Source organism: Pseudomonas sp. NFIX10 (genome assembly GCF_900111955.1).
GTDB lineage: Bacteria > Pseudomonadota > Gammaproteobacteria > Pseudomonadales > Pseudomonadaceae > Aquipseudomonas > Aquipseudomonas fluorescens_AA.
Window position 1 is genome coordinate 58,842 of the sequence record NZ_FOKH01000021.1, and the last position, 25,297, is coordinate 84,138.

Below are 25,297 nucleotides of genomic sequence, written 5' to 3' on the forward strand. Positions count from 1 at the left end.
AAGCTGCTATTAGCATTCCCGTGCAGCAGAAAAACGAGTAAAGACTTTGTAAGGATGGCCCCGCTTATTTCATAATGCGCGCTTATTGGATCCCCCGGAGGGTCCGCGCGCCCCTCAGAGGTAAGTCGATTCCCATGAACCGCACCGGCCGCACCCTTGCCTTGGGCTGCCTGTTGCTCCTTCAGCCGCTACTGGCGAATGCACAGGCAGGCGGCAACTCGTTGTTGATCCCGGCGCTGGGCCGTTGCACGCTCAATACCCAGCCACAAGATCTCGCACCGGCACTCGACGCCTGTCAGAAAGCGGCGGACGCAGGTGATGCACAAGCGCAATACGAGTTGGGCGAGTTCTACTACGAAGGCAAGGCTGCACCCCGCGACCTCAAGAAAGCCCTCGACTACTTCGAAAAAGCCTCGCTGCAAGGCCATGCCCAGGCGCAATTCAAGCTCGGCGGCATGTTCTTCCATGGCGAAGGCGTACCCGCCAACAATGTCCAGGCCTATATCGTCCTGAAGATGGCCGCGGTCAACGGCGCCGAAGACGCCCTGGACACCGCCGACGAAGTCGCCGAACAGATGCCCCGCGACGAGTTGGAAGTGGCGACCCAGGTACTGGGCCAGATCTTTCGCAAATACCTGATGGAATTGCAGAACGCCGATGGGCGTACGCCTTTTTCGCCGCTGCCCTGACTATTGCTTCGGCCTTGATGGCCTCATCGCGAGCAAGCTCGCTCCCACATGGGTTCTCTGTGCGCACAAGTTTGCGAGCATCGACAATCCACTGTGGGAGCGAGCTTGCTCGCGATTGGGAGCACCTCGGTCTTGAGTCTTACTTCTCAGGCATCGGCATCGGAAACGGCATCACGTTGCCAACCGCGCCGCGGGCTTCGCTGATTTTCGGCGTGCCCAGGCGTTCGACTTCGTCGATGCGCACGATCGAGTGCATCGGCACGAAACTGCGTACCACGCCTTCGAACTGCGCCTTGAGCTTTTCTTCGCTCGGATCGACGACCACTTGCGTGCGCTCGCCAAAGACGAACTCTTCCACTTCCAGGAAGCCCCACAGATCACTTTGATAGATCTGCTTGGCGTACATTTCGAACACCTGGCCCTGGTTGAGGAAAATCACCTTGTAGATTGGAGCTTCACGTTTGGTCATGGCTGGCGAAACACATCGGCGGGTAAAAATGAGGGCGCGAACTATAGCATAGCCACTGCTCGCACAGCGGTAGGAACCGGGGGACTTGTTCCCTATAATGCGCGGTTCTTTGAATCACGTGATGACTCCGTCCATGGCCAAGAAGCTTTACATCGAAACCCACGGTTGCCAGATGAACGAGTACGACAGCTCGCGCATGGTCGATCTGCTGGGTGAACACCAGGCCCTGGAAGTCACCGCCCGCGCCGAAGACGCGGACGTGATCCTGCTCAATACTTGCTCGATCCGCGAGCGCGCCCAGGACCGGGTGTATTCCCAACTGGGTCGCTGGCGCGAGCTGAAGCTGGCCAACCCGGAAATGGTCATCGCCGTGGGCGGTTGCGTGGCCAGCCAGGAAGGCGCGGCCATTCGTGATCGCGCCCCGTACGTGGACGTGGTCTTCGGCCCGCAGACCTTGCACCGCCTGCCGGAGATGATCGATGCCGCGCGCGCGACCAAGCTGCCGCAAGTGGATGTCTCGTTTCCGGAAATCGAAAAATTCGACCACCTGCCCGAACCGCGCATCGACGGCCCGAGCGCCTACGTGTCGGTGATGGAAGGCTGCAGCAAGTACTGCACGTTCTGCGTGGTGCCCTACACCCGCGGCGAGGAAGTCAGCCGACCGTTCGACGACGTGATCGCCGAGATCATCCACCTGGCGGAAAACGGCGTGCGCGAAGTGACCCTGCTGGGACAGAACGTCAACGGCTATCGCGGCCTGACCCATGACGGGCGCCTGGCGGACCTCGCCGAGCTGATCCGCGTGGTGGCGGCGGTGGACGGTATCGACCGCATCCGCTACACCACGTCCCATCCGCTGGAGTTCTCCGACAGCCTGATCCAGGCCCACGCCGAGGTTCCCGAGCTGGTCAAGCACCTGCATTTGCCGGTGCAATCGGGTTCCGACCGGATCCTCGCCGCCATGAAGCGCAACCACACGGCGCTGGAGTACAAATCCAAGTTGCGCAAGTTGCGCGCGGCAGTGCCGGGCATCTGCATCAGCTCGGACTTTATCGTCGGTTTCCCCGGCGAAACCGAGAAAGACTTCCAGCAGACCATGAAGCTGATCGAAGACGTGGGCTTCGACTTCTCCTATTCCTTCGTCTACAGCCAGCGCCCTGGAACCCCGGCGGCCGACCTGGCGGACGACACCCCGGAAGAACTGAAAAAAGAACGGCTCAACGCCTTGCAGCATCGCCTCAACCAGCAAGGCTTCGAGATCAGCCGACAAATGGTCGGCTCCGTCCAGCGGATTCTGGTGACCGATTATTCGAAAAAAGACCCCGGCGAGCTGCAAGGACGTACCGAAAACAACCGCATCGTCAATTTCCGTTGCGACACGCCGGCCCTGATCGGCCAGTTCGCCGATGTGCACATCGACGCCGCGCAACCGCACTCCCTGCGGGGTTCGCTGATCCAGTAACCCCGTACTTCCTGTGGGAGCGAGCTTGCTCGCGATAGCGGCGTGACAGTCAATACTCATGTTGAATGTGAGCCCCTCATCGCGAGCAAGCTCGCTCCCACAGTGAATCGTGCCAAGCCTTGTGATCGGATTCGCCTGTTTAAGAGCTTTCGCACCCAGCCTACTGGCGCTATCCTTGGTTTCATCTCAATTGCCCCTGGGCGGCTAAAAACGACCTTGAACGCACCCATCGAACCACATCGCTTTATTCTCGAGCCCTTCGAGGCTCGCCGCTTCGCCAATCTGTGCGGGCAATTCGACGAGCACCTGCGCTTGATCGAACAGCGCCTGGCCATCGAGATCCGCAATCGCGGAAACCAGTTCGAGCTGATCGGCGAACCCAAGCACACCACCTCCGCGGAAAACCTGCTGCGCCGCCTCTACCGGGAAACCAAGGGGAGCGAGCTGTCGCCGGATACGGTCCACCTGTTCCTGCAGGAATCGGCTGTCGAAGAACTCGACAACCACGCCCCGTCGGAACCTGCCGTGGCCCTGCGCACGAAAAAAGGCATGATTCGCCCGCGCGGCTTGAATCAGCAACGCTACGTGAAGGAAATCCTGGGCAACGACATCAACTTCGGCATCGGCCCGGCCGGCACCGGCAAGACCTACCTGGCCGTGGCCTGCGCCGTCGATGCGCTGGAGCGCGAACAGGTGCGGCGCATCCTGTTGGTGCGACCGGCGGTCGAAGCGGGTGAAAAACTCGGCTTCCTGCCTGGCGACCTGGCCCAGAAGATCGACCCGTACCTGCGCCCGCTCTATGACGCGCTGTATGAAATGCTCGGCTTCGAATACGTCGCCAAGTTGATCGAGCGGCAGGTCATCGAGGTCGCGCCGCTGGCCTACATGCGCGGTCGTACCCTGAACAACAGCTTCATCATCCTCGACGAAAGCCAGAACACCACGGTCGAGCAGATGAAAATGTTCCTGACCCGGATCGGCTTCGGCTCCACCGCCGTCATCACCGGGGACATCACCCAGGTCGACCTGCCCCGTGGCACCAAGTCCGGGCTGAACCATGTGATCCAGGTCCTCAAGGACGTGCCAGGCATCAGCTTCACGCACTTCATGCCCAAGGACGTCGTGCGCCATCCGTTGGTACAGCGCATTGTCGAAGCCTACGAGCGTTTCGAGCATCGCGAGGCCGACGAAGCGCCCGAAGGCAAAGGCAACCGCCACAATGCTTGAACTCGACCTGCAGGTGGCCAGCGAACGCGCCGCCCCCAGCGAAGCCCAGTTCCGCCAATGGTGCGAACTGGCCCTGCGCCAGCGCAGCGCCGACTCGGAGCTGACGATCCGCCTGGTGGACGAGCCCGAAGGCCGCGAGCTGAACCACACCTGGCGGCAGAAGGACTACGCCACCAACGTGCTGTCGTTCCCCGCCGATGTGCCCGACGAACTGCTCGACATCCCGCTGCTGGGCGACCTGGTGATCTGCGTCCCGGTGGTGGAGCGTGAAGCGGCGGAACAAGACAAGCCCCCTGAAGCCCACTGGGCCCATCTGGTGATTCACGGCTGCTTGCATCTACTGGGTTACGACCATATAGAAGATGACGAAGCCGAAGAAATGGAAACACTGGAACGGACGTTGCTTGCAGAGTTGGGTCATCCCGACCCCTACGCCGGCGACGAACACTGATACATCAACTGTAACGACAAAGGATTCAGAGTAATCGCTATGAGCGAAGATCGATCGAGCAACGGGCAGAAGTCATGGCTGGGCAAGCTCACCCAGGCTTTTGCCCATGAGCCGAAAAACCGCCAGGAGCTGCTGGAGCTGCTGCGCGATGCACACCAGAACAAATTGCTGGACAGCGAAGCGCTGGCCATCGTCGAAGGCGCCATCCAGGTCGCTGACCTGCAAGTGCGGGACATCATGGTCCCGCGCTCGCAAATGGTCAGCATCAAGGCGACCCAGACCCCGCGTGAATTCCTGCCCGCCGTGGTCGACTCCGCTCACTCGCGCTACCCGGTCGTTGGCGAGAGCCATGACGACGTCATGGGCGTACTGCTGGCCAAGGACCTGCTACCGCTGATCCTTCAGGAGAACGGCGACAGCTTCAACATCAAGGACCTGCTGCGCCCGGCCACCTTCGTGCCCGAGTCCAAGCGCCTGAACGTGCTGCTGCGTGAATTCCGCGCCAACCACAACCACATGGCCATCGTCATCGACGAATACGGCGGCGTGGCCGGCCTGGTCACCATCGAAGACGTACTCGAGCAGATCGTCGGCGACATCGAGGACGAGCACGATGTCGAGGAAGACAGCTACATCAAGCCGCTGCCCAGCGGCGACTTCCTGATCAAGGCCCTGACGCCGATCGAGAACTTCAACGAGTTCTTCGACAGTCAATTCTCCGACGATGAGTTCGACACTGTCGGCGGCCTGGTGATGAGTGCGTTCGGGCACCTGCCCAAGCGCAACGAAACCACGGAAATCGGCTCCTGGCGCTTCCGCATCCTCAATGCCGACAGCCGCCGGATTCACTTGCTGCGCCTGTCACCCATTGGCCGATAACCCCTGCGAGACCCGCTAAGGATATACATGCGCTGGATAACCCGCCCCGGCTGGCCCGGTAACCTGCTGGCCGTGGCGGCCGGTGCGATCACCACCCTGGCCCTGGCGCCGTTCGACTTCTGGCCGCTGGCCTTGCTGGCGGTCGGCTTGTTCTATGCCGGGCTGCGCGAGCTTTCGCCACGCCAGGCCCTGGGCCGTGGCTGGTGTTTCGGTTTTGGCCTGTTTGGCGCCGGCACCAGTTGGATCTACGTCAGCATCCATAACTTCGGCGGTGCCTCGGTGCTGCTCGCCGGGCTGTTGATGCTGCTGTTCATCGCCGCCATCGCCTGGTTCTTCGCCCTGCCCGCCTGGCTGTGGGCGCGCTGGCTGCGCCGCAACGAGGCGCCCTTGGCCGATGCCCTGGCGTTCGCCGCGCTGTGGCTGGGCCAGGAAGCCTTCCGCGGCTGGTTCCTCACCGGGTTCCCGTGGCTGTATTCCGGTTACAGCCAGCTCGACGGCCCCCTGGCCGGCCTCGCGCCGCTGGGCGGGATGTGGCTGATCTCCTTCACCCTGGCCCTGACCGCCGCGCTGTTGTACAACGCGCCCCGGCTGATCCGCGGCGCCCGCAAAGGTTTTATTGCCGCGGGCGTGCTGCTGTTGATCGGCCCGTGGGTGGCCGGCATGGCTCTCAAGGGGCATGCCTGGACCAGCCCCTCGGGCGACCCGCTGAGCGTCGCGGCGATCCAGGGCAACATCGAACAAAGCATGAAGTGGGACCCCGAGCAGCTCAACGCGCAGTTGGCGCTGTACCGCGACATGAGCTTCGCCTCCAAGCGCGTCGACCTGCTGATCTGGCCGGAAACCGCGGTGCCGGTGCTCAAGGAATCCGCCCAGGGCTACCTGGACATGATGGGCAGTTTCGCCGCCGAGCGGCATTCAGCGTTGATCACCGGTGTGCCGATTCGCCAATGGGTGCGTCACGAGAAGCGTTACTTCAACGGCATCACCGTGACCGGCGAAGGCGACGGTACCTACCTGAAGCAAAAACTCGTGCCGTTTGGCGAATACGTGCCGCTACAGGACATCCTGCGCGGCCTGATCGCTTTCTTCGACCTGCCCATGTCGGACTTCGCCCGGGGCCCGGCCGACCAGCCGTTGCTGCAAGCCAAGGGTTACCAGATCGCCCCGTTCATCTGCTATGAAGTGGTCTACCCGGAATTCGCCGCCAGCCTCTCGGCGCGCAGCGACCTGCTGCTGACCATCAGCAACGACACCTGGTTCGGCACCTCGATCGGCCCGCTGCAACACCTGCAAATGGCCCAGATGCGCGCCCTGGAAGCCGGCCGCTGGATGATCCGCGCCACCAACAACGGCGTGACCGGCCTGATCAACCCCTTTGGCCAGATCACCGCACAGATCCCGCAATTCGAGCGCGGCATCCTGTATGGCGAAGTAGTGCCGATGCACGACCTGACCCCGTACCTGCAATGGCGCTCGTGGCCGCTGATCATCTTGTGCATGTTGCTGCTGGGCTGGGCATTGGTGGCGAGCCGGATGGCCAAGACGGTTTAAGGGCCCTTTGGTCCCCCTGCCGATCGTTCCCACGCTCCGCGTGGGAATGCAGCCCGTGACGCTCCGCGTCACATCGGCGCCCGACGCGAAATATCCGCCCGTCCTGGAACGCGGAGCGTCCCTTGAGGCGTTCCCACGCAGGAGCGTGGGAACGATCCGGACATTTCGCATGCTCAGCGATAAAACACCGTATACCCCAACAACCCCGCCGCCTCATTCATCAACTGCCCGGACTGCCAGATCGACTTGAACTCCGGCATCCAGCCGCCCAGTGGCCGGGCGTTGTCTGCGCCCAGGAAGCCGACAGGCGCAGGCACCACTTCAAATCCCGACCGCTCGAAACTCATCACCGCCCGCGGCATGTGCCACGCCTGGGTCACCACCACAACCCGCTTGATGCCTGCCGGCAGCAGGATCTCGGCGCTCATCCGGGCGTTTTCCCAGGTCGTACGACTGCGCTCTTCCTGCCAGCGGACGGTGACGCCGAAGTCGTCCCGCATCGAATCGGCCATCAACTTCGCTTCACTGGGTGGGGTGCCATAGTGCAAGCCGCCGGTCGCCAGCACGGGCAAGCCCGAAGCCTTGGCCAGTCGCGCCGCATAACGCTGGCGTTCGAGGCCGACACCGGTGGGCTGGTCGGAACCCCAGGCCAGGTCACCGCGCTCGCGACCGGAACCCAGCACCACGATGGCGTCGGCACGCTGGGCCAGAGTCGCCCATTCGCTGCGCGGCAACGGCGCTTCACGCTCCAGTGCCTTGGCGCCCCACTGCACCACCACCGGCAGACTCATCAGCCAGAAGCCCCCCAGGCCCACGGCGAAACACAGGCGAGCCAGGCGCGGCCGCGACTGGCGCCACCACCAGGCAAGCGCCAACAACAGCAAGAGAATGCCGGGCGGCAATAACAGTTGTTTGATGAAATAGCGAAACGGCATCGGGCATCTCCATAGATGCCCGAAGCCTAGGTGGGTTGACGCAAAGCGACAACAGATTCGAAAAAACCTTGAATCGAAAAAAGCACACGCGTGAATCCGGCGTTACTTGAACTGCAGTGACCGGACCTTTACAGCATCCTTGTCAGGCGTCCGGTCCTTGAGCCATACAACCTTGGCCAAACGGGGCGCATCGAGACGCTTGATTACCTGGGCCCCACTGGCGGGGGGTTGATGTCCGGCCTGTTCAAGGTAAGCCTCGACCAGTTCGAACTCTGCGGGGCTCAAGCCACGCAACTCCAGCTCTACCGGACGCTCATCCCGCAAGCGGCCGGCGGTTCTTGCAGCGTCCAGGGCGACCCCGAGACGATCGATCAGTTTTTCATACAACTCAGGTGTAGCGACTTTTCGTTGTGATTCAACCATCCCTCACCTCATTGAAGATAAGACTCACTCCCCATTGAGAAGCTTAGCTTCGCTGGGCAAACCGGCAGGACGCCGCGACCAACGGCCCTGGACACGGGTTCGCGCCAGCGATCGTCGATGGCCAGCACGCAATCAGGGTTTCCCTCGGTAGAGCGCGGTCATGTATGCTACGGCGCTTCCTGTAACTCCACTTCCAGCTTGGCTGGGCATCGAAAACGCCGCATTCGGCGTCGTCTGCGTCCAGTATGGCCACGAAGAGGATTGGGCCACCCCATTCAGTACAAAAGTAGCCATGCACGAACACTACCAGCCCCGTGAAATCGAAGCCGCCGCCCAGTCGTTCTGGGACGAGCAAAAGTCCTTTGAAGTCAGTGAACAGCCAGGCAAGGAGACTTACTACTGCCTGTCGATGTTCCCTTACCCCAGCGGCAAGCTGCACATGGGGCACGTGCGCAACTACACCATCGGCGACGTGATCTCCCGCTACCAGCGCATGCAAGGCAAGAACGTCCTGCAACCCATGGGTTGGGACGCCTTCGGCATGCCGGCGGAAAACGCCGCGATGAAGAACAACGTGGCCCCCGCCAAGTGGACCTACGAAAACATCGCCTACATGAAGACCCAGCTGCGCAGCCTGGGCCTGGCGGTGGACTGGTCCCGCGAAGTGACCACCTGCAAGCCGGACTACTATCGCTGGGAACAATGGCTGTTCACCCGCCTGTTCGAAAAAGGCGTGATCTACCGCAAGAACGGCACCGTGAACTGGGACCCGGTGGACCAGACCGTACTGGCCAACGAACAAGTGATCGACGGCCGCGGCTGGCGCTCCGGCGCGCTGATCGAAAAGCGCGAAATCCCGATGTACTACTTCAAGATCACCGCCTACGCGGATGAACTCCTGGAGAGTCTCGACGAACTGACCGGTTGGCCCGAGCAGGTCAAGACCATGCAGCGCAACTGGATCGGCAAGTCCCGGGGCATGGAAGTGCAGTTCCCGTATGACGTCGCCTCCATTGGCGAAGCCGGTACCCTGAAAGTCTTCACCACCCGTCCGGACACGCTGATGGGCGCCACCTATGTGGCCGTGGCCGCCGAGCATCCGCTGGCCACCCTGGCGGCACAGAACAACCCCGAGCTGCAGGCGTTCATCGCCGAATGCAAGGGCGGCAGCGTCGCCGAAGCCGATGTCGCCACTCAAGAGAAGAAGGGCCTGGCGACGTCGTTGTTCGTCGAGCACCCGCTCACCGGCGAGAAGCTGCCGGTGTGGGTCGCCAACTACGTGCTGATGCACTACGGCGACGGTGCGGTGATGGCCGTGCCGGCCCACGACGAGCGTGATTTCGAATTCGCCCACAAGTACAACCTGCCGGTCAAACCGGTGGTGCTCACCAGCGCCGGCGACCAGACTCCGGCACCGTGGCAGGATGCCTATGGCGAACACGGCGAACTGATCAACTCCGGCGAGTTCAACGGCCTGGACTTCGCAGGTGCATTCGATGCCATCGAAGTCGCCCTGATCAAGAAGAACCTCGGTGCCTCGCGCACCCAGTTCCGCCTGCGGGACTGGGGCATCAGCCGCCAGCGCTACTGGGGCTGCCCGATCCCGATCGTGCATTGCGCCACCTGCGGTGACGTACCGGTGCCGGAAGACCAACTGCCCGTGGTCCTGCCGGAAGACGTCGTGCCCGACGGCGCTGGCTCGCCCCTGGCACGCATGCCCGAGTTCTACGAATGCAGCTGCCCGAAATGCGGCGCACCGGCCAAGCGTGAAACCGACACCATGGACACCTTCGTCGAGTCCTCCTGGTATTACGCGCGCTACGCCTCGCCGCACTATGAAGACGGCCTGGTGGAAAAATCCGCGGCCGACCACTGGTTGCCGGTGGACCAGTACATCGGCGGCATCGAACACGCCATTCTTCACCTGCTCTATGCACGTTTCTTCCACAAGCTGATGCGTGACGAAGGCCTGGTGAGCTCCAACGAGCCGTTCAAGAACCTGCTGACCCAAGGCATGGTAATCGCCGAGACTTACTATCGTCGCGAAGCCAACGGTGCCTACACCTGGTTCAACCCGAGCGACGTCGAGCTCGAACGCGACAGCAAAGCCAAGGTCATCAGCGCCAGGCTGATCGCCGACGGTCTGCCGGTGGAAATCGGCGGCACCGAGAAAATGGCCAAGTCGAAGAACAACGGCGTCGACCCACAGTCGATGATCGACCAGTTCGGCGCGGACACCTGCCGCCTGTTCATGATGTTCGCCTCGCCACCTGACATGAGCGCGGAATGGTCCGACTCGGGCGTCGAGGGCTCGCACCGCTTCCTCAAGCGCGTCTGGCGCCTGGCCCAAGCCCACGTCACCCAGGGCCTGCCGGGCAAACTGGACGTCGCCGGCCTGAACGATGAGCAGAAAGCCGTTCGTCGCTCGATTCACCTGGCCATCAAGCAGGCCAGCCACGACGTCGGTCAGAACCACAAATTCAACACCGCCATCGCCCAGGTGATGACGCTGATGAACGTGCTGGAAAAAGCCGCGCAAGGCACCGAGCAGGATCGCGCGCTGATTCACGAAGGCCTGGAAGCCGTGACGCTGCTGCTGGCGCCGATCACCCCGCACATCAGCCACGAGCTATGGAATCGACTGGGTCACGCCGACCCAGTGATCGACGCTCGCTGGCCGGTGGTGGACGAAACCGCGCTGGTGCAGGACAGCCTGACCCTGGTCATCCAGGTCAACGGCAAGCTGCGCGGCCAGATCGAAATGCCGGCCGCCGCCACACGTGAAGAAGTCGAAGCCGCTGCGCGGGCCAATGAAAACGTGCTGCGTTTTGTCGATGGCCTGACGATTCGCAAAGTGATCGTCGTGCCCGGCAAGCTGGTCAACATCGTCGCAAGCTAATTGGATCGGGCGCGAGGCTCAAGCCTGGCGCCGAATACAACCTGCGGGGTCGCATGGTCGACCCCCATAGGGTTCAAGGGGAGCAACAAGATGATCAAACGTAATCTGCTGGTAGTGGGCCTGGCGGTCCTGTTGAGCGCCTGCGGCTTCCAACTGCGCGGCACCGGCACCACCGAGCTGGCGATCAAGGAACTGGACCTCAGAGCACGGGACGCCTATGGCGAAACCGTGAAAATGCTGCGCCAGACCCTGGAAAACAGCGGTGTGAAAGTCTACAACGGCGCACCGTACAAGCTGGTGCTGGCCAGTGAACAGCAAAGCCAGCGCAGCCTGAGCTACGCCGGCGCCGGTCGTTCGGCCGAGTACGAACTGACCAACGTGCTGAACTATGAGATCCACGGCCAGAACGACCTGACACTGCTGGACGACAAGCTCCAGGTGCAAAAGGTCTACCTGCACGACGGCAACAACATCACCGGTTCCGAGCAGGAATCGATCGAAGTGCGCGGCGAAATGCGTCGTGAGCTCGTACAAAGGATGATGCTGCGCCTGCAGCAGCTGAGCCCGGCCCAACTGGACCAGCTGCAACAGACCGCCAACGCCAAGGCCAAGGCCGAGGCCGAAGCCCTGGAAGCGGCGCGCAAGGCTGAAGCGGAAACCCCGCAACAGTCGCCGATGCAGATCCCGGCTGAATAAGCCTTGCGGGGCGCTCCAGCGCCCCGCTCGCTTTCTCTTATGAAGCTCGCTCCCGCCCAACTCGGCAAACACCTGCAAGGCGCCCTCGCGCCGGTCTACGTCATCAGTGGCGATGACCCGCTGCTGTGCCAGGAAGCCGCCGACGCCATCCGCACGGCTGCACGCCAGCAAGGTTTCGACGAGCGCCAGGTCTTCGCCGCCGACGCCAGTTTCGACTGGGGCACGCTGCTGCAGGCCGGGGCGAGCATGTCGTTGTTCGCCGAAAAACGCCTGCTGGAACTGCGCTTGCCCTCCGGCAAACCCGGGGACAAGGGCGCCGCTGCGCTGATCGAATATTGCTCACGCCCGGCCGAGGACACGGTGCTGCTCATCAGCTTGCCGAAACTCGACGGCAGCGCGCAGAAGACCAAATGGGGCAAGGCCTTGGTCGAAGGCCAGCAGACCCAGTTCGTGCAGATCTGGCCGGTGGATGTCAGCCAGTTGCCCAGCTGGATCCGCCAACGCCTGTCCCAGGCCGGACTCTCGGCCAGCCAGGACGCGGTGGAGCTGATTGCCGCCCGGGTCGAAGGCAACCTGCTGGCCGCCGCCCAGGAAATCGAAAAACTCAAGCTGATGGCCGAAGGCGGGCAGATCACCGTGGAAACGGTGCAGGCTGCCGTGGCCGACAGTGCGCGCTTCGATGTCTTCGGCCTGACCGATGCGATCCTCAACGGTGAAGCCGCCCATGCCCTGCGCATGCTCGAAGGCCTGCGGGGCGAAGGCGTCGAGCCGCCGGTGATCCTCTGGGCCCTGGCCCGGGAGTTGCGCCTGCTGGCCAACCTGTCCCTGCAGTACAGCCAGGGCGTACCGCTGGACAAAGCCTTCAGCCAGGCCCGCCCCCCCGTCTGGGACAAGCGCAAACCCCTGATGAGCAAGGCCCTGCAACGCTATTCGGCATCGCGCTGGGCGCAATTGCTGCTCGAAGCCCAGCGCATCGATGCGCAGATCAAAGGCCAGGCCGCCGGCTCGCCGTGGATGAGCCTGAGTCGGTTGTCGTTGTTGATGGCCGGGCAGCGATTGCCCCTACCTGCCGAGTAAACACCCTCGCCACAAAAGCGTTACTTCAGGCGACACTTTCTCTTGCACGAAGGGACTGGACAGCCCCCCAACTCTGTCCCATGATTTGCCCCGCAAAACCACCCCAAGAGAGATCCCATCATGAGCAAAAAGCCATCCAGGCATGGCCCCAACAAGGCCAAGTCCATCGTCGCCCAGCCCCTGTTCCGCAGCCGCCAGGAACGACCCGCCAAGGGCAAAGGCAGCTACCGCCGCGAAGCCTTCCAGTCTGACAACTGGGAGGCTTCTTGCTTTCTGGCCGCTTGAAACACTCGGACAAGCCCTACGCCCCTTTCGCATGTTAAGGTCAGCACCTGATTTGTATTTCTGGACCCGTGCATGCCCTTCTGTCTTTCCCATCGTTGGCCACTGCGCCAAATGATTGTTGCCGCAAGCGTTGTCCTGCTTGTCGCCTGCGCCGAAAAACCTACCGCCGCCGACGCCCAACCGCTCCAGACCGTTCCCGCCGTGACCGCTCCGGCCATCGTGCCACCCGTGGTGCCTACCGGCGATGACCTGGCCATTGCGCCCACCCAGACCTTCGCGGAATGGCAGGCCGGGTTTCGCAAGGAAGCCCTGGCCGCCGGGATCCGTCCCGACTTGTTCGATCGTGCGTTTGTCGGCGTCAGCCCGGACATGAGCGTGATCAAGGCCGACCGCAGCCAGCCGGAATTCACCCGCCCCGTGTGGGAATACCTCGATGGTGCGCTGTCGCCACTGCGGGTCAACAAAGGCAAGAGTCTGATCCAGCAGAACGCCCAAGTCCTGCAAAGCATCGAGCAGCGTTATGGCGTCGATCGCGAAGCGCTGGTGGCGGTGTGGGGCATGGAGAGCAACTTTGGCCAGTTCCAGGGCAGCAAGTCGGTGATCAACTCCCTGGCGACCCTGGCCTACGAAGGACGACGCCCGGGCTTCGCCCATGCGCAATTGATCGCCGCGCTGCAAATCCTGCAACAGGGCGATATCACACCGGAAAAAATGCTCGGTTCCTGGGCCGGCGCCATGGGCCAGACCCAATTCATCCCCACCACCTACAACACCCACGCGGTGGATTTCGATGGTGACGGCCGCCGCGACATCTGGGACAGCTCCACCGATGCCTTGGCCTCGACTGCGCATTACCTGCAAAGCTCCGGCTGGCAACGTGGCCAGCCGTGGGGGTTCGAGGTCGATCTCGCCGAGGGCTTCGACTACACGCTGGCCGATGGCACGATCCGCAAGCCCGTCTCCGAATGGATCCGGCTGGGGGTTTCAGAATATGGCGGCTTGCCGATCGCCCCGGATGACAGGCAGCTATCGGCGTCCCTGCTCCTGCCGGCCGGCCATCGCGGCCCAGCGTTCCTGATCTTCGATAATTTCCGTGCCATCCTCAAGTACAACAACTCGTCGTCCTATGCCTTGGCGGTCGGGCTGTTGTCAAAGCGCTTTACCGACGGCGGGCTGATCTACGGCCAGTGGCCCAAGGAAGACCTGCCCCTGAGCCGCAGCGAACGCATCGAACTGCAAACCCTGCTGGGCAAGCACAACTACGACGCGGGCAACCCCGACGGCATCATCGGCGCCAACACCCGCAAGGCCATCCGCAGCGCCCAGCAGTCGTTCGGCTGGCCGGCGGATGGGTATCCGACCCAGCAGTTGCTGGAGGCGTTGCGTAGCCGCTGATTCGCCTTATGGCGACTGCCGCTATCGCGAGCAAGCTCGCTCCCACAGGTGTTCTCAATCAACCTGTGGGAGCGAGCTTGCTCGCGATGGCTGATTTCCAAGCGCCACATGACTAGCGACTGAGCACCACATCCTGCTCCAGCACCAACCTCCTCTCCCCCGCTTCCAACGTCACCAACGCCCCCATGGGCAAGGTCAGGTTCGGATCGCAATGCCCACTGCGCCAGCCGGACAGCACCGGGATGCGCAACGGCGCGAAGGTCTGCTTGAGCAATCGATTCAACGCCTCGACGTCAACCCCGGCCACGTCCCCCACCAACACACCACGCAGCTGTGCCAACGTGCCGGCCAGGCGCAGTTGGGTCAGCAGCCGGTCGATGCGATACAGCGGCTCGTTGACGTCTTCGATGAACAGGATCACCCCTTCGGCGTCGATCTGATAAGGCGTGCCCATGGTCGCGGCAATCATCGACAGGTTGCCGCCCAGCAGACGTCCGTGGGCGATGCCTGGCTCGACGGTGGTCAACGGGTAGGCTGCGGGGTGGTTCAGCTCGCTGCCGGCCTTCAACTGTCCACGCAGCAGGCTGAAAAACGAGGTGACGGTTGGGGGTTCCTTGTCGCCCAGCAGATCGGCGTTGAGCAGTGGGCCGTGGAAGGTCACGAAGCCTGCGTAACGGCTGATGGCCAGGTGCAGGGCGGTGATGTCGCTGTAGCCTACGAATGGCTTGGGGTTGCGCCGCAGGAGGTCGAAGTCGATGCGGTCCAGCAGGCGTGGTGTGCCGTAGCCACCGCGTAGGCAGATGATCGCGGTGACTTCTGGGTCGGCGAAGGCGGTGTGCAGGTCGTTGAGGCGTATTTCGTCGCTGCCGGCGAGGTAGCCGTTTTTTTCATAGACACCTGGGAATATCCGCAGCTCATGACCGCGGGCGCGCATCCATTGGACGGCTTTTTCCGTGTCCAGGGGGGCGGGACCGGCGGGGGCGATCACGGCGATCAGGCCTTCGGATGGGAGAGCTGGGACGGGGTGATGTGGGGTTAGGTCCATGCGTTTCCCGCTTTGTCGGCTTGTGTGTATATCCGTTTTTTGTGTAACGGCCACTTAGGGTTCCGCCCTTACGGCGGCTCACTTTTGAAAAGCGCAAAAGTAAGCAAAACGCTCTTGCCCCCACCACTCGGTGCCTCGCCTAGGCTCGGCATGCCCGAACGCAGGCATTGCTCCGTGGGCCGCCGCGAAGGGCCATCCATGGCCCAGCGCGGCTATCCCGGCATCCATGCCGGGATGCCCACTGCGCAATGCCTGCGTTCGGCCAGCGTGGTTTAACGGGGCGCCAAGATCAAGATCAAGATCCAAAGCAAAGCAAAGCGCGACACATCCAGCATCTGTGTAACTGAAGCACCGCTATCGCGAGCAAGCTCGCTCCCACAGGGCCTGGTGGTGTTCACAATATCTGGGCAAGCCCGCTCCCACATGGGGATGGGGGTGATCGCAGCATCTGCACACAACACCAAAACCTTGTGGGAGCGAGCTTGCTCGCGATGACGTCAGCACAGCCACCATCACCGCAAACTGATCCTCCGCTTTCGCGAGCAAGCCCGCTCCCACAGGAGGAACGCGTTCACTCTAAGCCAGGCCGGCTATAAGGCCGCCTCGCGCTGGCTTTTGATCTGGGGCGCCCCGTTAACCACGATGGCCGAACGCAGGTATTGCGCAGTGGGCACCTCGGCATGGATGCCGAGGTAGCCGCGCTGGGCCATGGATGGCCCTTCGCGGCGGCCCACGGAGCAATGCCTTCGTTCGGGCACACCGAGCCTAAGCGAGGTGCCGAGTGGTGGGGCAAGAGCGTTTTGGTTACTTTTCGCCGGGCCGCGCAGGCTTTTCAAAAGTGACCCGCCGTAAGGGCGGAACCATAAGTAGCCGTTACCGAAGAAACGGATAAACACACCACCCCAACACCAAATCAGGAACCCAGCAGCTCAGCCTTGACCAACTTAGCCTGCTCATCCGCATGATACGAAGACCGCACCAACGGCCCCGAAGCCACGTTCTTGAACCCCATCTTGTACCCTTCCTCGGCAAACCAGGCAAAGGTATCGGGGTGCACAAAACGCTGCACCGGCAAGTGACTACGGGACGGCTGCAAGTACTGCCCCAAGGTCAGCATATCGATGTCATGCTCACGCATGCGCTTCATGACCTCGATAACTTCCTCATCCGTCTCACCCAGGCCCAGCATCAAGCCGGACTTGGTCGGAATGTGCGGCATCATCTGCTTGAAGCGCTGCAGCAAGGTCAGCGACCACTGGTAATCCGACCCCGGACGCGCGGCCTTGTACAGGCGCGGCACGGTTTCCAGGTTGTGGTTGAACACATCCGGCGGCTCGGCGGCGGTGATTTCCAGGGCGATGTCCATGCGGCCACGGTAATCGGGCACCAGGGTTTCCAACTGTACGTTCGGCGACAGCTTGCGGATCTCGCGGATGCAGTCGGCAAAGTGCTGGGCACCGCCGTCACGCAGGTCGTCACGGTCCACCGAGGTGATGACCACGTACTTGAGCTTCAGGTCGGCAATGGCGATGGCCAGGCTTTCCGGTTCGTTGGTGTCCAAGGGCTTCGGACGGCCGTGGCCGACGTCACAGAACGGACAACGACGGGTGCAGATGTCGCCCATGATCATGAACGTCGCGGTGCCGCCGGAGAAGCACTCGCCCAGGTTCGGGCAGGACGCCTCCTCGCAAACGCTGTGCAGCTTGTGCTTGCGCAGCAAGGCCTTGATGCGGTCGACTTCCGGGGAAACCGGGATGCGCACGCGGATCCAGTCGGGTTTCTTCGGCAGCTCGGTGGTGGGGATGATCTTGACCGGGATGCGTGCAACCTTCTCGGCGCCGCGCAGCTTGACGCCGGCCTCTACCTTGGCACGCGGGGCCGGACGCTCGGTGACGTCCAGCGTCGGGATCATGGTTTGCACTGCATCAGTAGTCATATCAGTCGATTCCGCCCGTGAGGGTCGTCTGCTCAGCATAGTCGAGGTGTTTGACGAGCTGCGCGCGCAGCCGGGCACTTACCTCGGCAAATTCAATCGATCCTGCGTGCTCGCTCAACTGGGTCATCGCCAGTCCCGCGTAGCCACAGGGATTAATCCGTCGGAATGGCGCCAGGTCCATGTCCACGTTCAGCGCCAGGCCATGAAACGAACAGCCATGGCGGATCCGCAAGCCGAGGGAGGCGATTTTCGCCCCATCGACGTAGACACCCGGCGCATCCGGCTTGGCCGCCGCCGTCACACCATAGCTGGCCAGCAGCTCGATCAGGCACGTTTCCATGCGGGTGACCAGCTCGCGCACGCCAAACCCCAGCTTGCGCACATCCAGCAACAGGTAGGCGACCAACTGGCCAGGGCCATGGTAGGTCACCTGCCCGCCCCGGTCGACCTTCACCACCGGGATATCCCCCGGCAGCAACAGGTGCTCGGCCTTGCCGGCCTGGCCCTGGGTGAACACCGGTGGGTGTTCCACCAGCCAGACTTCATCGTCGGCGGTGCTACCGCGTTCGTTCGTGAAGCGTTGCATGGCATGCCAGACCGGCTCGTAGGCCATCGTGCCCAGCTCGCGAAAGCCCAGCGTGCCCGGCATCACAACACCATGTGCACGAAACCGGTCGCTCGCAGCTCGCTGTTGATGTCGTAGAGCTGTTCCTGACCGGTGGCAATGATGTGCAACTGGATCGTCGTGTACTTGCCGTTGGTACTCTGGCGCTCGGCCAGGGTCTTGTGGTCGACGGTGGCATGTTTTTCAAGGATCGCGATGATCTTGTCCTTGAACCCCACGCCGGTGTCGCCAATTACCTTGATGGGGTAATCCGCGCAGGGAAATTCGATTTTTGGCGCCTTTACTTCAGAGTCTGTCATGGCGTAACGGCCTCGTAAGCCGTGGTAACGCACATGGCCCCGCTCCGAATGGGAACGAGGCCATGCAGGTCAACACTTCGATCAGTTGAACAAGCCGTAGAAGAATAGACGGATGCTATCCCAGATGCGGCGGAAGATACCACCTTCCTCGACCGCGTCCAGAGCGATCAGGTCAGCGCTGTGCACCACTTTGTCGTCCAGTTTGACTTCGACTTTACCGATCACGTCGCCCTTGGCGATGGGAGCGGTCAGTTGCGGGTTCATGGTCATGCTGGCAGCGAGCTTCTTGAGCTGGCCTTTAGGCAGGGTCATGGTCAGGTCCTGGGCCAGGCCAGCCTTGACCTGGCTGCTCGAACCTTTCCAGACCTGGGCCTGGGCCAGTTCGGTGCCCTTCTGGTAGAAGGTCTGGGTTTCGAAGAAGCGGAAGCCGTAGGTCAACAGTTTCTGGGTCTCGGCGGCACGGGCCACTTCGCTGCTGGTGCCGAAGACGACGGCGATCAGGCGCATGCCGTCACGCACAGCCGAAGACACCATGCAGTAGCCGGCTTCCTCGGTGTGACCGGTCTTCAGGCCATCGACGGTCTTGTCGCGCCACAGCAGCAGGTTGCGGTTAGGCTGCTTGATGCCGTTCCAGAAAAATTCCTTCTGGGAGTAGATGGCGTAGTGGGCCGGGTCTTCATGAATGATTGCCCGGGCCAGCAGCGCCATGTCATGAGCCGACGAATAGTGCTCAGGGTTCGGCAGGCCGGTGGGGTTCATGAAGTGGCTGTTGGTCATGCCCAGGTCGGCCACGGTTTTGTTCATCATGTCGGCGAACGCATCTTCGCTGCCGGCGATGTGCTCGGCCAGGGCGACGCTGGCGTCGTTGCCGGACTGGATGATGATGCCGTGCAGCAGGTCGCTGACGGTCACTTGCGAACCGACCTTGATGAACATCCGCGAACCGCCGGTGCGCCAGGCGTTTTCGCTGACGGTCACCGGATCGTTTTCACCGATCTGGCCGCGACGGATCTCCAGCGTGGCGATGTAGGCGGTCATCAGCTTGGTCAGGCTGGCCGGTGGCAGGCGCTGGTCACCGTTGTTCTCTACCAGCACCTCGCCACTGCTGGCATCCATGAGCACAAAGGATTTGGCGGCCAATTGAGGAGGAGCCGGCATCATCTCGACCGCGAATGCGGCCGGTGAGAGAAGCAGCGGGACTAGCAGGCAAAGGCGTTTGGCAAAGGTGGTGATGTTCATCCGTCTCTCGAAATCGCTAATGGGACTGCCCGAAGGCAAAACTGAAACAGGCAGCTTTCTAACGAGCTGCCGCGTATTTAAGTTGCTCACTCACTGCCCATGCCGGGCTTTTATTATTCATGGAGCCAGCAACCTGACCCGCTCCAACCGCAAGCGGGGCTCATTCAATCACTCAGCGGTAACCAGGCTCGGCGAACCGAGATTGGCCAGGCGCACGCTGTTCTGTACCTGCTGGACTTCACCCGGAGAACCGATCGGCCCCAGGCGCACCCGATGCAGTGTCTGCTGGTTGCGCACGATCGAGCTGATGAACACCGGGGCGCTCACCATCGAACTGAGCTTCGATCTCAGCAGCTCGGCAGCGTCCGGGTTGGCGAACGCGCCCACTTGCAGAAACTGGCCAGACGCTGGTGCAGAAGCGTTTTTTTTTGCATCGATCTGCACGGGCAGCACGGCCGCGGCGTGTTGCTGCGGCGGTGGTGTCCACTGCTCGACCGTGCCGGTGGACGCCGTCACGGTTGGCGCGGCATTTTGCGCCACTTTCGGCTCGTTGAGCATCAAAGGTGCCGGACGGCCACGTTGGGCCCACCATTCCTGGGGGTCGATGCCTTCGACCTTGACCCGGGCGGTGCCAATTTCAGCGTAACCGAGTTTTTTCGCCGCCGCATACGACAGGTCGATGATGCGGTCGGAATAGAACGGCCCACGGTCATTGACCCGCAGGATCACGCTCTTGTTGTTGTCCAGGTTGGTCACCCGCACATAGCTGGGCAGCGGCAGGGTCTTGTGGGCCGCGCTCATGCCATACAGGTCATAGACCTCGCCATTGGCGGTGTTCTGGCCATGGAACTTGGTGCCGTACCAGGACGCCGTGCCCGAGGCCACGTAGCGCTTGGAGTCGGACAGCGGGAAATAGGTCTTGCCCAGAACCGTGTACGGGTTGGCCTTGTAGGGACCGGTGTGCAGGGTCGGCGTGGCGTCGGGGATGCGCGAGACATCCACGTCCCACCACGGCGCGCCGTCCTTGTGGGCCCGGTTGATGTCCAGGCCCGGCATCGCGCGTACGGCGGTGGTGTTTTTCTGGGCCGGCGCGCGGCTGGTCGAACAACTGACGACCAACAGCGACAACGCGGCCAACGCCACGAGCTTCAGGGGTTGATAGGTAGGCAATGCCCGCATTATTTGACGCCCCGTGCTTTGACCAGCTCTTCAGACAGTTGATATACGGCCATGGCGTACATCACGCTGCGGTTATAACGCGTAATCGCGTAGAAATTCTTCAGGCCCATCCAATATTCGGGGCCTTGTTCGCCTTCCAGCCGCATCGCGGTGACCGGCATGTCGTCACGCAGCGCATCATGACTCGACCAGCCCAACGCCCGCAACTCCCCGACGGTTTTCGTCGGCTCGATACCCTCGGTCAGGCCCTCGTCCACGTGCTCGCCGCGCACGTCGGCACGGCTGACCACCGGTTGGCCGGCTTCCCAGCCGTGGCGCTTGAAATAGCTGGCGACACTGCCGATGGCATCGGTCGGGTTGGTCCAGATATTGATGTGGCCGTCGCCGTCGAAGTCCACCGCGTAGGCGCGGAAACTGCTGGGCATGAATTGCGGCAGGCCCATGGCCCCGGCGTAGGAGCCCTTGAGGGTCAACGGATCGACCTGCTCTTCACGGGCCAGCAGCAGGAACTCGCGCAGCTCCTTGCGGAAGAACTCGGCACGCGGCGGGTAATCGAAGCCCAGGGTCGACAACGCGTCGATCACCCGGAAATTCCCGGTGTTGCGGCCAAAGAAGGTCTCGACGCCGATGATCGACACAATGAACTGGGCCGGCACGCCGTACTCCTGCTCGGCACGGGCCAGGGCCGCTTCGTGCTGGCGCCAGAAGTCCACGCCCCGGGCGATACGCGCCTCGGTGATGAACATCGGCCGGTACTCGCTCCACTGCTTGACCCGCTCGGCGGGCCGGGAGATCGCATCGAGGATCGACTGCTTGCGTTCGGCCTCGCGAAACACCCCCATCAGCTGCTCACCGGCAAAACCGTAGTCGCGGGTCATCTCACCGACGAATTCGGCCACCTGTGGCGAGCCTTCGTAGTCACCGGCCAAGGCCTGCGACGCACTGCCCAGGAAGCCGACCAGGCCGATCCACGGCGCATATCGCGTCGACCAGCCACGCATTGCTTGCATTGAACTCTTCACCTTATTCAAACCTGCGCGATCCACTTGCGATGCGTATGAATCGACATCAAAACCCCAAACGCTGACAGTAGGGTCACCAGCGAAGTTCCTCCGTAGCTAATGAAAGGCAACGGCACCCCCACGACCGGCAACAGGCCACTGACCATACCGATGTTGACGAAAACATAAACAAAAAACGTCATGGTCAGGCTGCCCGCGAGTAATTTTCCAAACAGCGTCTGGGCCTGGGCGGTTATCACCAGCCCCCGGCCGATCAGCAGCAGATAGATCAGCAACAACACGCAGATGCCCACCAGGCCGAACTCCTCGCCCATGACGGCGATGATGAAGTCGGTGTGGCTTTCCGGCAAAAAGTCCAGGTGCGACTGGGTGCCCATCAACCAGCCCTTGCCGAACACCCCGCCGGAACCGATGGCGGCCTTGGACTGGATGATGTTCCAACCGGTGCCCAGCGGATCGCTCTCCGGATCGAGGAACGTCAGGATTCGCTGCTTCTGGTAGTCGTGCATCACGAAGTACCACATCGCCACCGACACCGGCACGGCGGTGGCGATCACGCTGAGAATCCAGCGCCAGCGCAACCCGCCCATGAACAGCACGAAGGCACCGCCGGCCAGGATCAGCAGCGAGGTGCCGAGGTCTGGCTGGCGTACGATCAGAATGAATGGAACACCGATCAGCAACAGGCTGATGCAGACATGCTTGAGCTGCGGCGGCAAGGTGCGCTTGGACAGGTACCAGGCAATGGTCGCCGGCATGATGATCTTGAGGAATTCCGAAGGCTGGAAGCGGATCACCCCGGGGATGTTGATCCAACGGGTGGCGCCCATGGCGTTGTGCCCCATCACGTCCACCACCACCAGCAGGCTCACGCCCACCACATAGGCCAGCGGCACCCAGCGCGCCATGAATCGCGGCTCGAGCTGGGCAATGACGACCATCGACACCAGGCCGATGCCGAACGAAGTGGCTTGCTTGGCCAGCAAGTCCCAGCTCTTGCCGCTGGCCGAATACAGCACGAACAGGCTGCCGGCGGCCAGGGTCAGCAGCAGGATCAGCAACGGGCCATCGATGTGCATGCGCTGCAACAACGTGGCGCGACGGCGCATCACGTCTTCGCTGGAGAGGATCCGGTCGAAATTATTCTTCACGGGCCGTAGCCTCCGCAGTGATGGGGCTCGCGTATTCAGGCTTGAGCTGGCCGTGCTCATCCAGCAGCCAGGCGTCCATGACCTGGCGCACCACCGGCGCGGCGACACCGGAACCGGACTCACCGTTTTCGACCATCACCGACACAACGATTTTCGGGTTGTCGGCCGGCGCGAAACCGACGAACAAGGCGTGGTCGCGGTGGCGTTCCTGGACCTTGGAGCGGTCGTACTTCTCGCCCTGCTTGATGGCGACGACCTGGGCCGTACCACTCTTGCCGGCAATGCGGTACTGCGCGCCGATGGCCGCCTTGCGGGCGGTGCCGCGGGCGCCGTGCATCACCAGCTGCATACCGTTGCTGACCTTTTGCCAGTCCGATGGATTGTGCAGGATGATGTCCGGCATCGGGTTCGGGTCCACCGGTTTCTGGCCTTCGATGGTCTTGGCCAGGTGCGGGCGATACCACTTGCCCTTGCTCGCCACCAGGGCCGTGGCCTGGGCCAATTGCAAGGGCGTGGCCTGCATGTAGCCCTGGCCGATCCCCAGGATCAGGGTTTCGCCAGGGAACCAGGCCTGGCGCCGGGTCGCGCGCTTCCACTCCCTGGACGGCATCAGGCCCGGGGACTCTTCGAACATGTCCAGGGAGACTTTCTGACCGATGCCGAACTTGCCCAGGTAGGACGACAGCCGATCGATCCCCAGTTTATGGGCCAGGTCATAGAAGTAGGTGTCGTTGGAGCGCATGATCGCCGTTTCCAGGTCCACATAGCCGTCACCGGTGCGGTTCCAGTTACGGTACTTGTGGTCATAGTTGGGCAGCGTGTAGTAACCGGGGTCGTAGACCCGGCTCGAGGCGTTCACCACGCCAGAGTCCAGCCCGGCAATCGCCACGGCGGGCTTGATGGTCGAGCCCGGCGGATACAGGCCGCGCAGCACGCGGTTGAACAATGGCCGGTCGATGGAATCGCGCAGTTCGGAGTAGGCCTTGAAACTGATCCCGGTGACGAACAGGTTCGGGTCGAAACTCGGCTGGCTGACCATCGCCAGGACCTCGCCGGTGTTCGGGTCCAGCGCCACCACGGCGCCACGCCGTCCGCCCAGCGCCGCTTCGGCGGCTTCCTGCAACTTGATGTCCAGGCTCAGGACGATGTCCTTGCCGGGGATCGGGTCGGTGCGCTTGAGCACCCGCAATACGCGGCCGCGGGCGTTGGTCTCGACCTCTTCGTAACCCACTTGGCCATGCAGCTCGGGCTCGTAGAAGCGCTCGATGCCGGTCTTGCCGATGTGGTGGGTGCCGCTGTAATTGACCGGATCGAGGGTCTTGAGCTCTTTCTCGTTGATCCGCCCCATGTAGCCGACCGAGTGGGCAAAGTGCGCCCCCTGGGGATAATGCCGCACCAACTGCGCCACCACCTCGACGCCGGGCAGGCGGAACTGGTTCACGGCGATCAGGGCGATCTGCTCTTCGGTCAGCTCGAACAGGATCGGCACCGGCTCGAACGGCCGTCGGCCCTGGCGCATGCGTTTCTCGAAAATCGCCCGGTCCTCGGGCGTCAACTGCAGCACTTCAACGATCACGTCGAGCACATGCTGCCAATCGCCAGAACGTTCGCGGGTCATGCTCAGGCTGAAGCTGGGCCGGTTATCCGCCACCACCACGCCATTGCGGTCGAAGATCAGCCCGCGGGTCGGCGGAATCGGTTGCACGTGCACCCGGTTGTTTTCCGACAGGGTGGAGTGGTACTCGTACTGGATCACCTGGAGGAAATACAAGCGCGCAATCAGCACGCCGATCAGCGTCACCACCGTGATAGCACCGAACACGACGCGGCCCCGTACCAGACGGGCGTCTTTTTCGTGGTCCTTGATGCGAATCGGCTGGGGCATGGGGCAGGATTACTTGTGGTAAGGGTGCCCGGACAGGACTGTCCAGGCACGATACAACTGTTCGCCAATCAGGATCCGCACCAGCGGGTGCGGCAACGTCAACGGCGACAATGACCAGCGCTGATCGGCCCGGGCACAGACTTCCGGCGCCAGCCCTTCCGGGCCGCCGACCATGAAGTTGACCGTGCGCGCGTCCAGCCGCCAGCGATCGAGCTCCACCGCCAACTGCTCGGTGCTCCAGGGCTTGCCATGGACTTCGAGGGTGACGATGCGCTCGTTCGGCCCGACCTTGGCCAGCATGGCTTCGCCTTCCTGGCGGATGAAACGCGCCACGTCAGCGTTCTTGCCACGGGTGTTGAGCGGAATTTCCACCAGTTCCAGGGCCAGCTCGGAGGGAAGACGCTTGGCATATTCATGCCAGCCTTCTTCCACCCACTTGGGCATGCGAGAACCGACGGCGATCAGGCGCAGTCGCACA

Annotated in this window: 25 protein-coding genes; 12 read left to right on the top strand and 13 right to left on the bottom strand. The window is 62.4% G+C overall.

Annotated features, from left to right (window positions below):
* Window positions 1-134: 134 nt before the first annotated feature.
* Window positions 135-689: a tetratricopeptide repeat protein gene (locus BM321_RS19165; protein ID WP_092444032.1), complete on the top strand. Its 555-nt coding sequence runs from the start codon at window positions 135-137 to the stop codon at window positions 687-689.
* Between the two features lie 139 nt (window positions 690-828).
* On the opposite strand, the gene BM321_RS19170 is transcribed toward BM321_RS19165, so the two are convergent.
* Window positions 829-1,158, bottom strand: a complete 330-nt coding sequence (locus BM321_RS19170) for a DUF1820 family protein (RefSeq protein WP_003185742.1) — start codon at window positions 1,156-1,158, stop codon at window positions 829-831.
* Window positions 1,159-1,291: 133 nt separating this feature from the next.
* On the opposite strand from BM321_RS19170, the gene miaB reads away from it, so the two are divergent.
* From miaB to lnt, 5 genes are all read left to right on the top strand, one after another.
* The gene (miaB, locus tag BM321_RS19175; protein ID WP_060740492.1) at window positions 1,292-2,620 is read left to right on the top strand and encodes a tRNA (N6-isopentenyl adenosine(37)-C2)-methylthiotransferase MiaB; all 1,329 of its coding nucleotides are present in this window, start codon (window positions 1,292-1,294) and stop codon (window positions 2,618-2,620) included.
* A gap of 216 nt (window positions 2,621-2,836) precedes the next feature.
* A complete protein-coding gene (locus tag BM321_RS19180; protein ID WP_092332904.1) occupies window positions 2,837-3,847 on the top strand; it encodes a PhoH family protein in 1,011 nt (336 codons plus the stop codon).
* Entirely contained in the window at window positions 3,840-4,298 is a 459-nt protein-coding gene (gene ybeY / locus BM321_RS19185) for an rRNA maturation RNase YbeY (protein ID WP_092444034.1), read from the top strand. The genes BM321_RS19180 and ybeY overlap by 8 nt, the downstream gene beginning before the upstream one ends.
* Window positions 4,299-4,337: 39 nt before the next feature.
* Window positions 4,338-5,177: an HlyC/CorC family transporter gene (locus BM321_RS19190; protein ID WP_003205870.1), complete on the top strand. Its 840-nt coding sequence runs from the start codon at window positions 4,338-4,340 to the stop codon at window positions 5,175-5,177.
* Between the two features lie 27 nt (window positions 5,178-5,204).
* Window positions 5,205-6,728, top strand: coding sequence for an apolipoprotein N-acyltransferase (gene lnt / locus BM321_RS19195; RefSeq protein ID WP_092444036.1), 1,524 nt, complete (start codon window positions 5,205-5,207; stop codon window positions 6,726-6,728).
* Between the two features lie 173 nt (window positions 6,729-6,901).
* Here lnt and BM321_RS19200 read toward each other — a convergent pair whose 3' ends face one another.
* Complete coding sequence (locus BM321_RS19200) at window positions 6,902-7,663, bottom strand: YdcF family protein (RefSeq protein ID WP_092444038.1); 762 nt, start codon at window positions 7,661-7,663, stop codon at window positions 6,902-6,904.
* 102 nt (window positions 7,664-7,765) lie between these two features.
* Window positions 7,766-8,086: a hypothetical protein gene (locus BM321_RS19205; RefSeq protein ID WP_092444040.1), complete on the bottom strand. Its 321-nt coding sequence runs from the start codon at window positions 8,084-8,086 to the stop codon at window positions 7,766-7,768.
* Between the two features lie 292 nt (window positions 8,087-8,378).
* Between BM321_RS19205 and leuS the strand changes: the two genes are divergently transcribed.
* From leuS to BM321_RS19230, 5 genes are all read left to right on the top strand, one after another.
* Entirely contained in the window at window positions 8,379-10,985 is a 2,607-nt protein-coding gene (leuS, locus tag BM321_RS19210; RefSeq protein ID WP_092444042.1) for a leucine--tRNA ligase, read from the top strand.
* A gap of 90 nt (window positions 10,986-11,075) precedes the next feature.
* A complete protein-coding gene (lptE, locus tag BM321_RS19215; protein ID WP_092444044.1) occupies window positions 11,076-11,681 on the top strand; it encodes an LPS-assembly lipoprotein LptE in 606 nt (201 codons plus the stop codon).
* Between the two features lie 39 nt (window positions 11,682-11,720).
* Complete coding sequence (gene holA, locus BM321_RS19220) at window positions 11,721-12,758, top strand: DNA polymerase III subunit delta (RefSeq protein ID WP_092444046.1); 1,038 nt, start codon at window positions 11,721-11,723, stop codon at window positions 12,756-12,758.
* Between the two features lie 120 nt (window positions 12,759-12,878).
* The gene (arfA, locus tag BM321_RS19225) at window positions 12,879-13,043 is read left to right on the top strand and encodes an alternative ribosome rescue factor ArfA (protein WP_030140368.1); all 165 of its coding nucleotides are present in this window, start codon (window positions 12,879-12,881) and stop codon (window positions 13,041-13,043) included.
* 72 nt (window positions 13,044-13,115) lie between these two features.
* A complete protein-coding gene (locus tag BM321_RS19230) occupies window positions 13,116-14,438 on the top strand; it encodes a lytic murein transglycosylase (RefSeq protein WP_092444048.1) in 1,323 nt (440 codons plus the stop codon).
* Between the two features lie 112 nt (window positions 14,439-14,550).
* On the opposite strand, the gene BM321_RS19235 is transcribed toward BM321_RS19230, so the two are convergent.
* Complete coding sequence (locus BM321_RS19235; protein ID WP_092444050.1) at window positions 14,551-15,483, bottom strand: S66 peptidase family protein; 933 nt, start codon at window positions 15,481-15,483, stop codon at window positions 14,551-14,553.
* Between the two features lie 150 nt (window positions 15,484-15,633).
* On the opposite strand from BM321_RS19235, the gene BM321_RS31025 reads away from it, so the two are divergent.
* Window positions 15,634-15,759 (top strand): hypothetical protein, encoded by a 126-nt coding sequence (locus tag BM321_RS31025; protein WP_256572709.1) that lies wholly within the window; start codon window positions 15,634-15,636, stop codon window positions 15,757-15,759.
* 637 nt (window positions 15,760-16,396) lie between these two features.
* Here the strand turns inward: BM321_RS31025 and lipA are convergent.
* From lipA to rlmH, 9 genes are all read right to left on the bottom strand, one after another.
* Window positions 16,397-17,419 carry a lipoyl synthase gene (gene lipA / locus BM321_RS19240; RefSeq protein ID WP_014340371.1) on the bottom strand — a complete coding sequence of 341 codons (1,023 nt, stop codon included), beginning with the start codon at window positions 17,417-17,419 and terminating at the stop codon, window positions 16,397-16,399.
* A gap of 1 nt (window position 17,420) precedes the next feature.
* Complete coding sequence (gene lipB, locus BM321_RS19245) at window positions 17,421-18,068, bottom strand: lipoyl(octanoyl) transferase LipB (protein WP_072411918.1); 648 nt, start codon at window positions 18,066-18,068, stop codon at window positions 17,421-17,423.
* A complete protein-coding gene (locus tag BM321_RS19250) occupies window positions 18,068-18,343 on the bottom strand; it encodes a DUF493 domain-containing protein (protein WP_053125656.1) in 276 nt (91 codons plus the stop codon). Before BM321_RS19250 ends, lipB begins: the two co-directional genes overlap by 1 nt.
* A gap of 81 nt (window positions 18,344-18,424) precedes the next feature.
* On the bottom strand, window positions 18,425-19,582 hold the full coding sequence (locus BM321_RS19255) for a D-alanyl-D-alanine carboxypeptidase family protein (RefSeq protein WP_092444052.1): 1,158 nt from the start codon (window positions 19,580-19,582) through the stop codon (window positions 18,425-18,427).
* A gap of 168 nt (window positions 19,583-19,750) precedes the next feature.
* On the bottom strand, window positions 19,751-20,761 hold the full coding sequence (locus BM321_RS19260) for a septal ring lytic transglycosylase RlpA family protein (protein WP_092333767.1): 1,011 nt from the start codon (window positions 20,759-20,761) through the stop codon (window positions 19,751-19,753).
* A complete protein-coding gene (gene mltB, locus BM321_RS19265; protein WP_092205227.1) occupies window positions 20,761-21,771 on the bottom strand; it encodes a lytic murein transglycosylase B in 1,011 nt (336 codons plus the stop codon). Before mltB ends, BM321_RS19260 begins: the two co-directional genes overlap by 1 nt.
* Window positions 21,772-21,788: 17 nt before the next feature.
* Window positions 21,789-22,892, bottom strand: a complete 1,104-nt coding sequence (rodA, locus tag BM321_RS19270; RefSeq protein WP_170847670.1) for a rod shape-determining protein RodA — start codon at window positions 22,890-22,892, stop codon at window positions 21,789-21,791.
* A gap of 31 nt (window positions 22,893-22,923) precedes the next feature.
* Window positions 22,924-24,819 carry a penicillin-binding protein 2 gene (gene mrdA, locus BM321_RS19275; RefSeq protein ID WP_092444054.1) on the bottom strand — a complete coding sequence of 632 codons (1,896 nt, stop codon included), beginning with the start codon at window positions 24,817-24,819 and terminating at the stop codon, window positions 22,924-22,926.
* A gap of 9 nt (window positions 24,820-24,828) precedes the next feature.
* A complete protein-coding gene (gene rlmH, locus BM321_RS19280) occupies window positions 24,829-25,296 on the bottom strand; it encodes a 23S rRNA (pseudouridine(1915)-N(3))-methyltransferase RlmH (protein WP_047229490.1) in 468 nt (155 codons plus the stop codon).
* Between the last annotated feature and the right edge of the window lies 1 nt (window position 25,297).

Excerpts from the sequence above, each read along its gene's own strand:
- rodA (WP_170847670.1), bottom strand. The coding sequence starts at position 22,892 with ATGCGCCGTCGCGCCACGTTGTTGCAGCGCATGCACATCGATGGCCCG.
- lipB (WP_072411918.1), bottom strand. The coding sequence starts at position 18,068 with ATGCCGGGCACGCTGGGCTTTCGCGAGCTGGGCACGATGGCCTACGAG.
- BM321_RS19235 (WP_092444050.1), bottom strand. The coding sequence starts at position 15,483 with ATGGACCTAACCCCACATCACCCCGTCCCAGCTCTCCCATCCGAAGGC.
- BM321_RS19230 (WP_092444048.1), top strand. The coding sequence starts at position 13,116 with ATGCCCTTCTGTCTTTCCCATCGTTGGCCACTGCGCCAAATGATTGTT.
- lptE (WP_092444044.1), top strand. The coding sequence starts at position 11,076 with ATGATCAAACGTAATCTGCTGGTAGTGGGCCTGGCGGTCCTGTTGAGC.
- BM321_RS19190 (WP_003205870.1), top strand. The coding sequence starts at position 4,338 with ATGAGCGAAGATCGATCGAGCAACGGGCAGAAGTCATGGCTGGGCAAG.
- holA (WP_092444046.1), top strand. The coding sequence starts at position 11,721 with ATGAAGCTCGCTCCCGCCCAACTCGGCAAACACCTGCAAGGCGCCCTC.
- BM321_RS19255 (WP_092444052.1), bottom strand. The coding sequence starts at position 19,582 with ATGAACATCACCACCTTTGCCAAACGCCTTTGCCTGCTAGTCCCGCTG.
- mrdA (WP_092444054.1), bottom strand. The coding sequence starts at position 24,819 with ATGCCCCAGCCGATTCGCATCAAGGACCACGAAAAAGACGCCCGTCTG.
- BM321_RS19205 (WP_092444040.1), bottom strand. The coding sequence starts at position 8,086 with ATGGTTGAATCACAACGAAAAGTCGCTACACCTGAGTTGTATGAAAAA.
- BM321_RS31025 (WP_256572709.1), top strand. The coding sequence starts at position 15,634 with ATGCCCGAACGCAGGCATTGCTCCGTGGGCCGCCGCGAAGGGCCATCC.
- miaB (WP_060740492.1), top strand. The coding sequence starts at position 1,292 with ATGGCCAAGAAGCTTTACATCGAAACCCACGGTTGCCAGATGAACGAG.
- BM321_RS19165 (WP_092444032.1), top strand. The coding sequence starts at position 135 with ATGAACCGCACCGGCCGCACCCTTGCCTTGGGCTGCCTGTTGCTCCTT.
- leuS (WP_092444042.1), top strand. The coding sequence starts at position 8,379 with ATGCACGAACACTACCAGCCCCGTGAAATCGAAGCCGCCGCCCAGTCG.
- ybeY (WP_092444034.1), top strand. The coding sequence starts at position 3,840 with ATGCTTGAACTCGACCTGCAGGTGGCCAGCGAACGCGCCGCCCCCAGC.
- arfA (WP_030140368.1), top strand. The coding sequence starts at position 12,879 with ATGAGCAAAAAGCCATCCAGGCATGGCCCCAACAAGGCCAAGTCCATC.
- BM321_RS19170 (WP_003185742.1), bottom strand. The coding sequence starts at position 1,158 with ATGACCAAACGTGAAGCTCCAATCTACAAGGTGATTTTCCTCAACCAG.
- BM321_RS19260 (WP_092333767.1), bottom strand. The coding sequence starts at position 20,761 with ATGCGGGCATTGCCTACCTATCAACCCCTGAAGCTCGTGGCGTTGGCC.
- lnt (WP_092444036.1), top strand. The coding sequence starts at position 5,205 with ATGCGCTGGATAACCCGCCCCGGCTGGCCCGGTAACCTGCTGGCCGTG.
- lipA (WP_014340371.1), bottom strand. The coding sequence starts at position 17,419 with ATGACTACTGATGCAGTGCAAACCATGATCCCGACGCTGGACGTCACC.
- mltB (WP_092205227.1), bottom strand. The coding sequence starts at position 21,771 with ATGCAAGCAATGCGTGGCTGGTCGACGCGATATGCGCCGTGGATCGGC.
- BM321_RS19250 (WP_053125656.1), bottom strand. The coding sequence starts at position 18,343 with ATGACAGACTCTGAAGTAAAGGCGCCAAAAATCGAATTTCCCTGCGCG.
- BM321_RS19200 (WP_092444038.1), bottom strand. The coding sequence starts at position 7,663 with ATGCCGTTTCGCTATTTCATCAAACAACTGTTATTGCCGCCCGGCATT.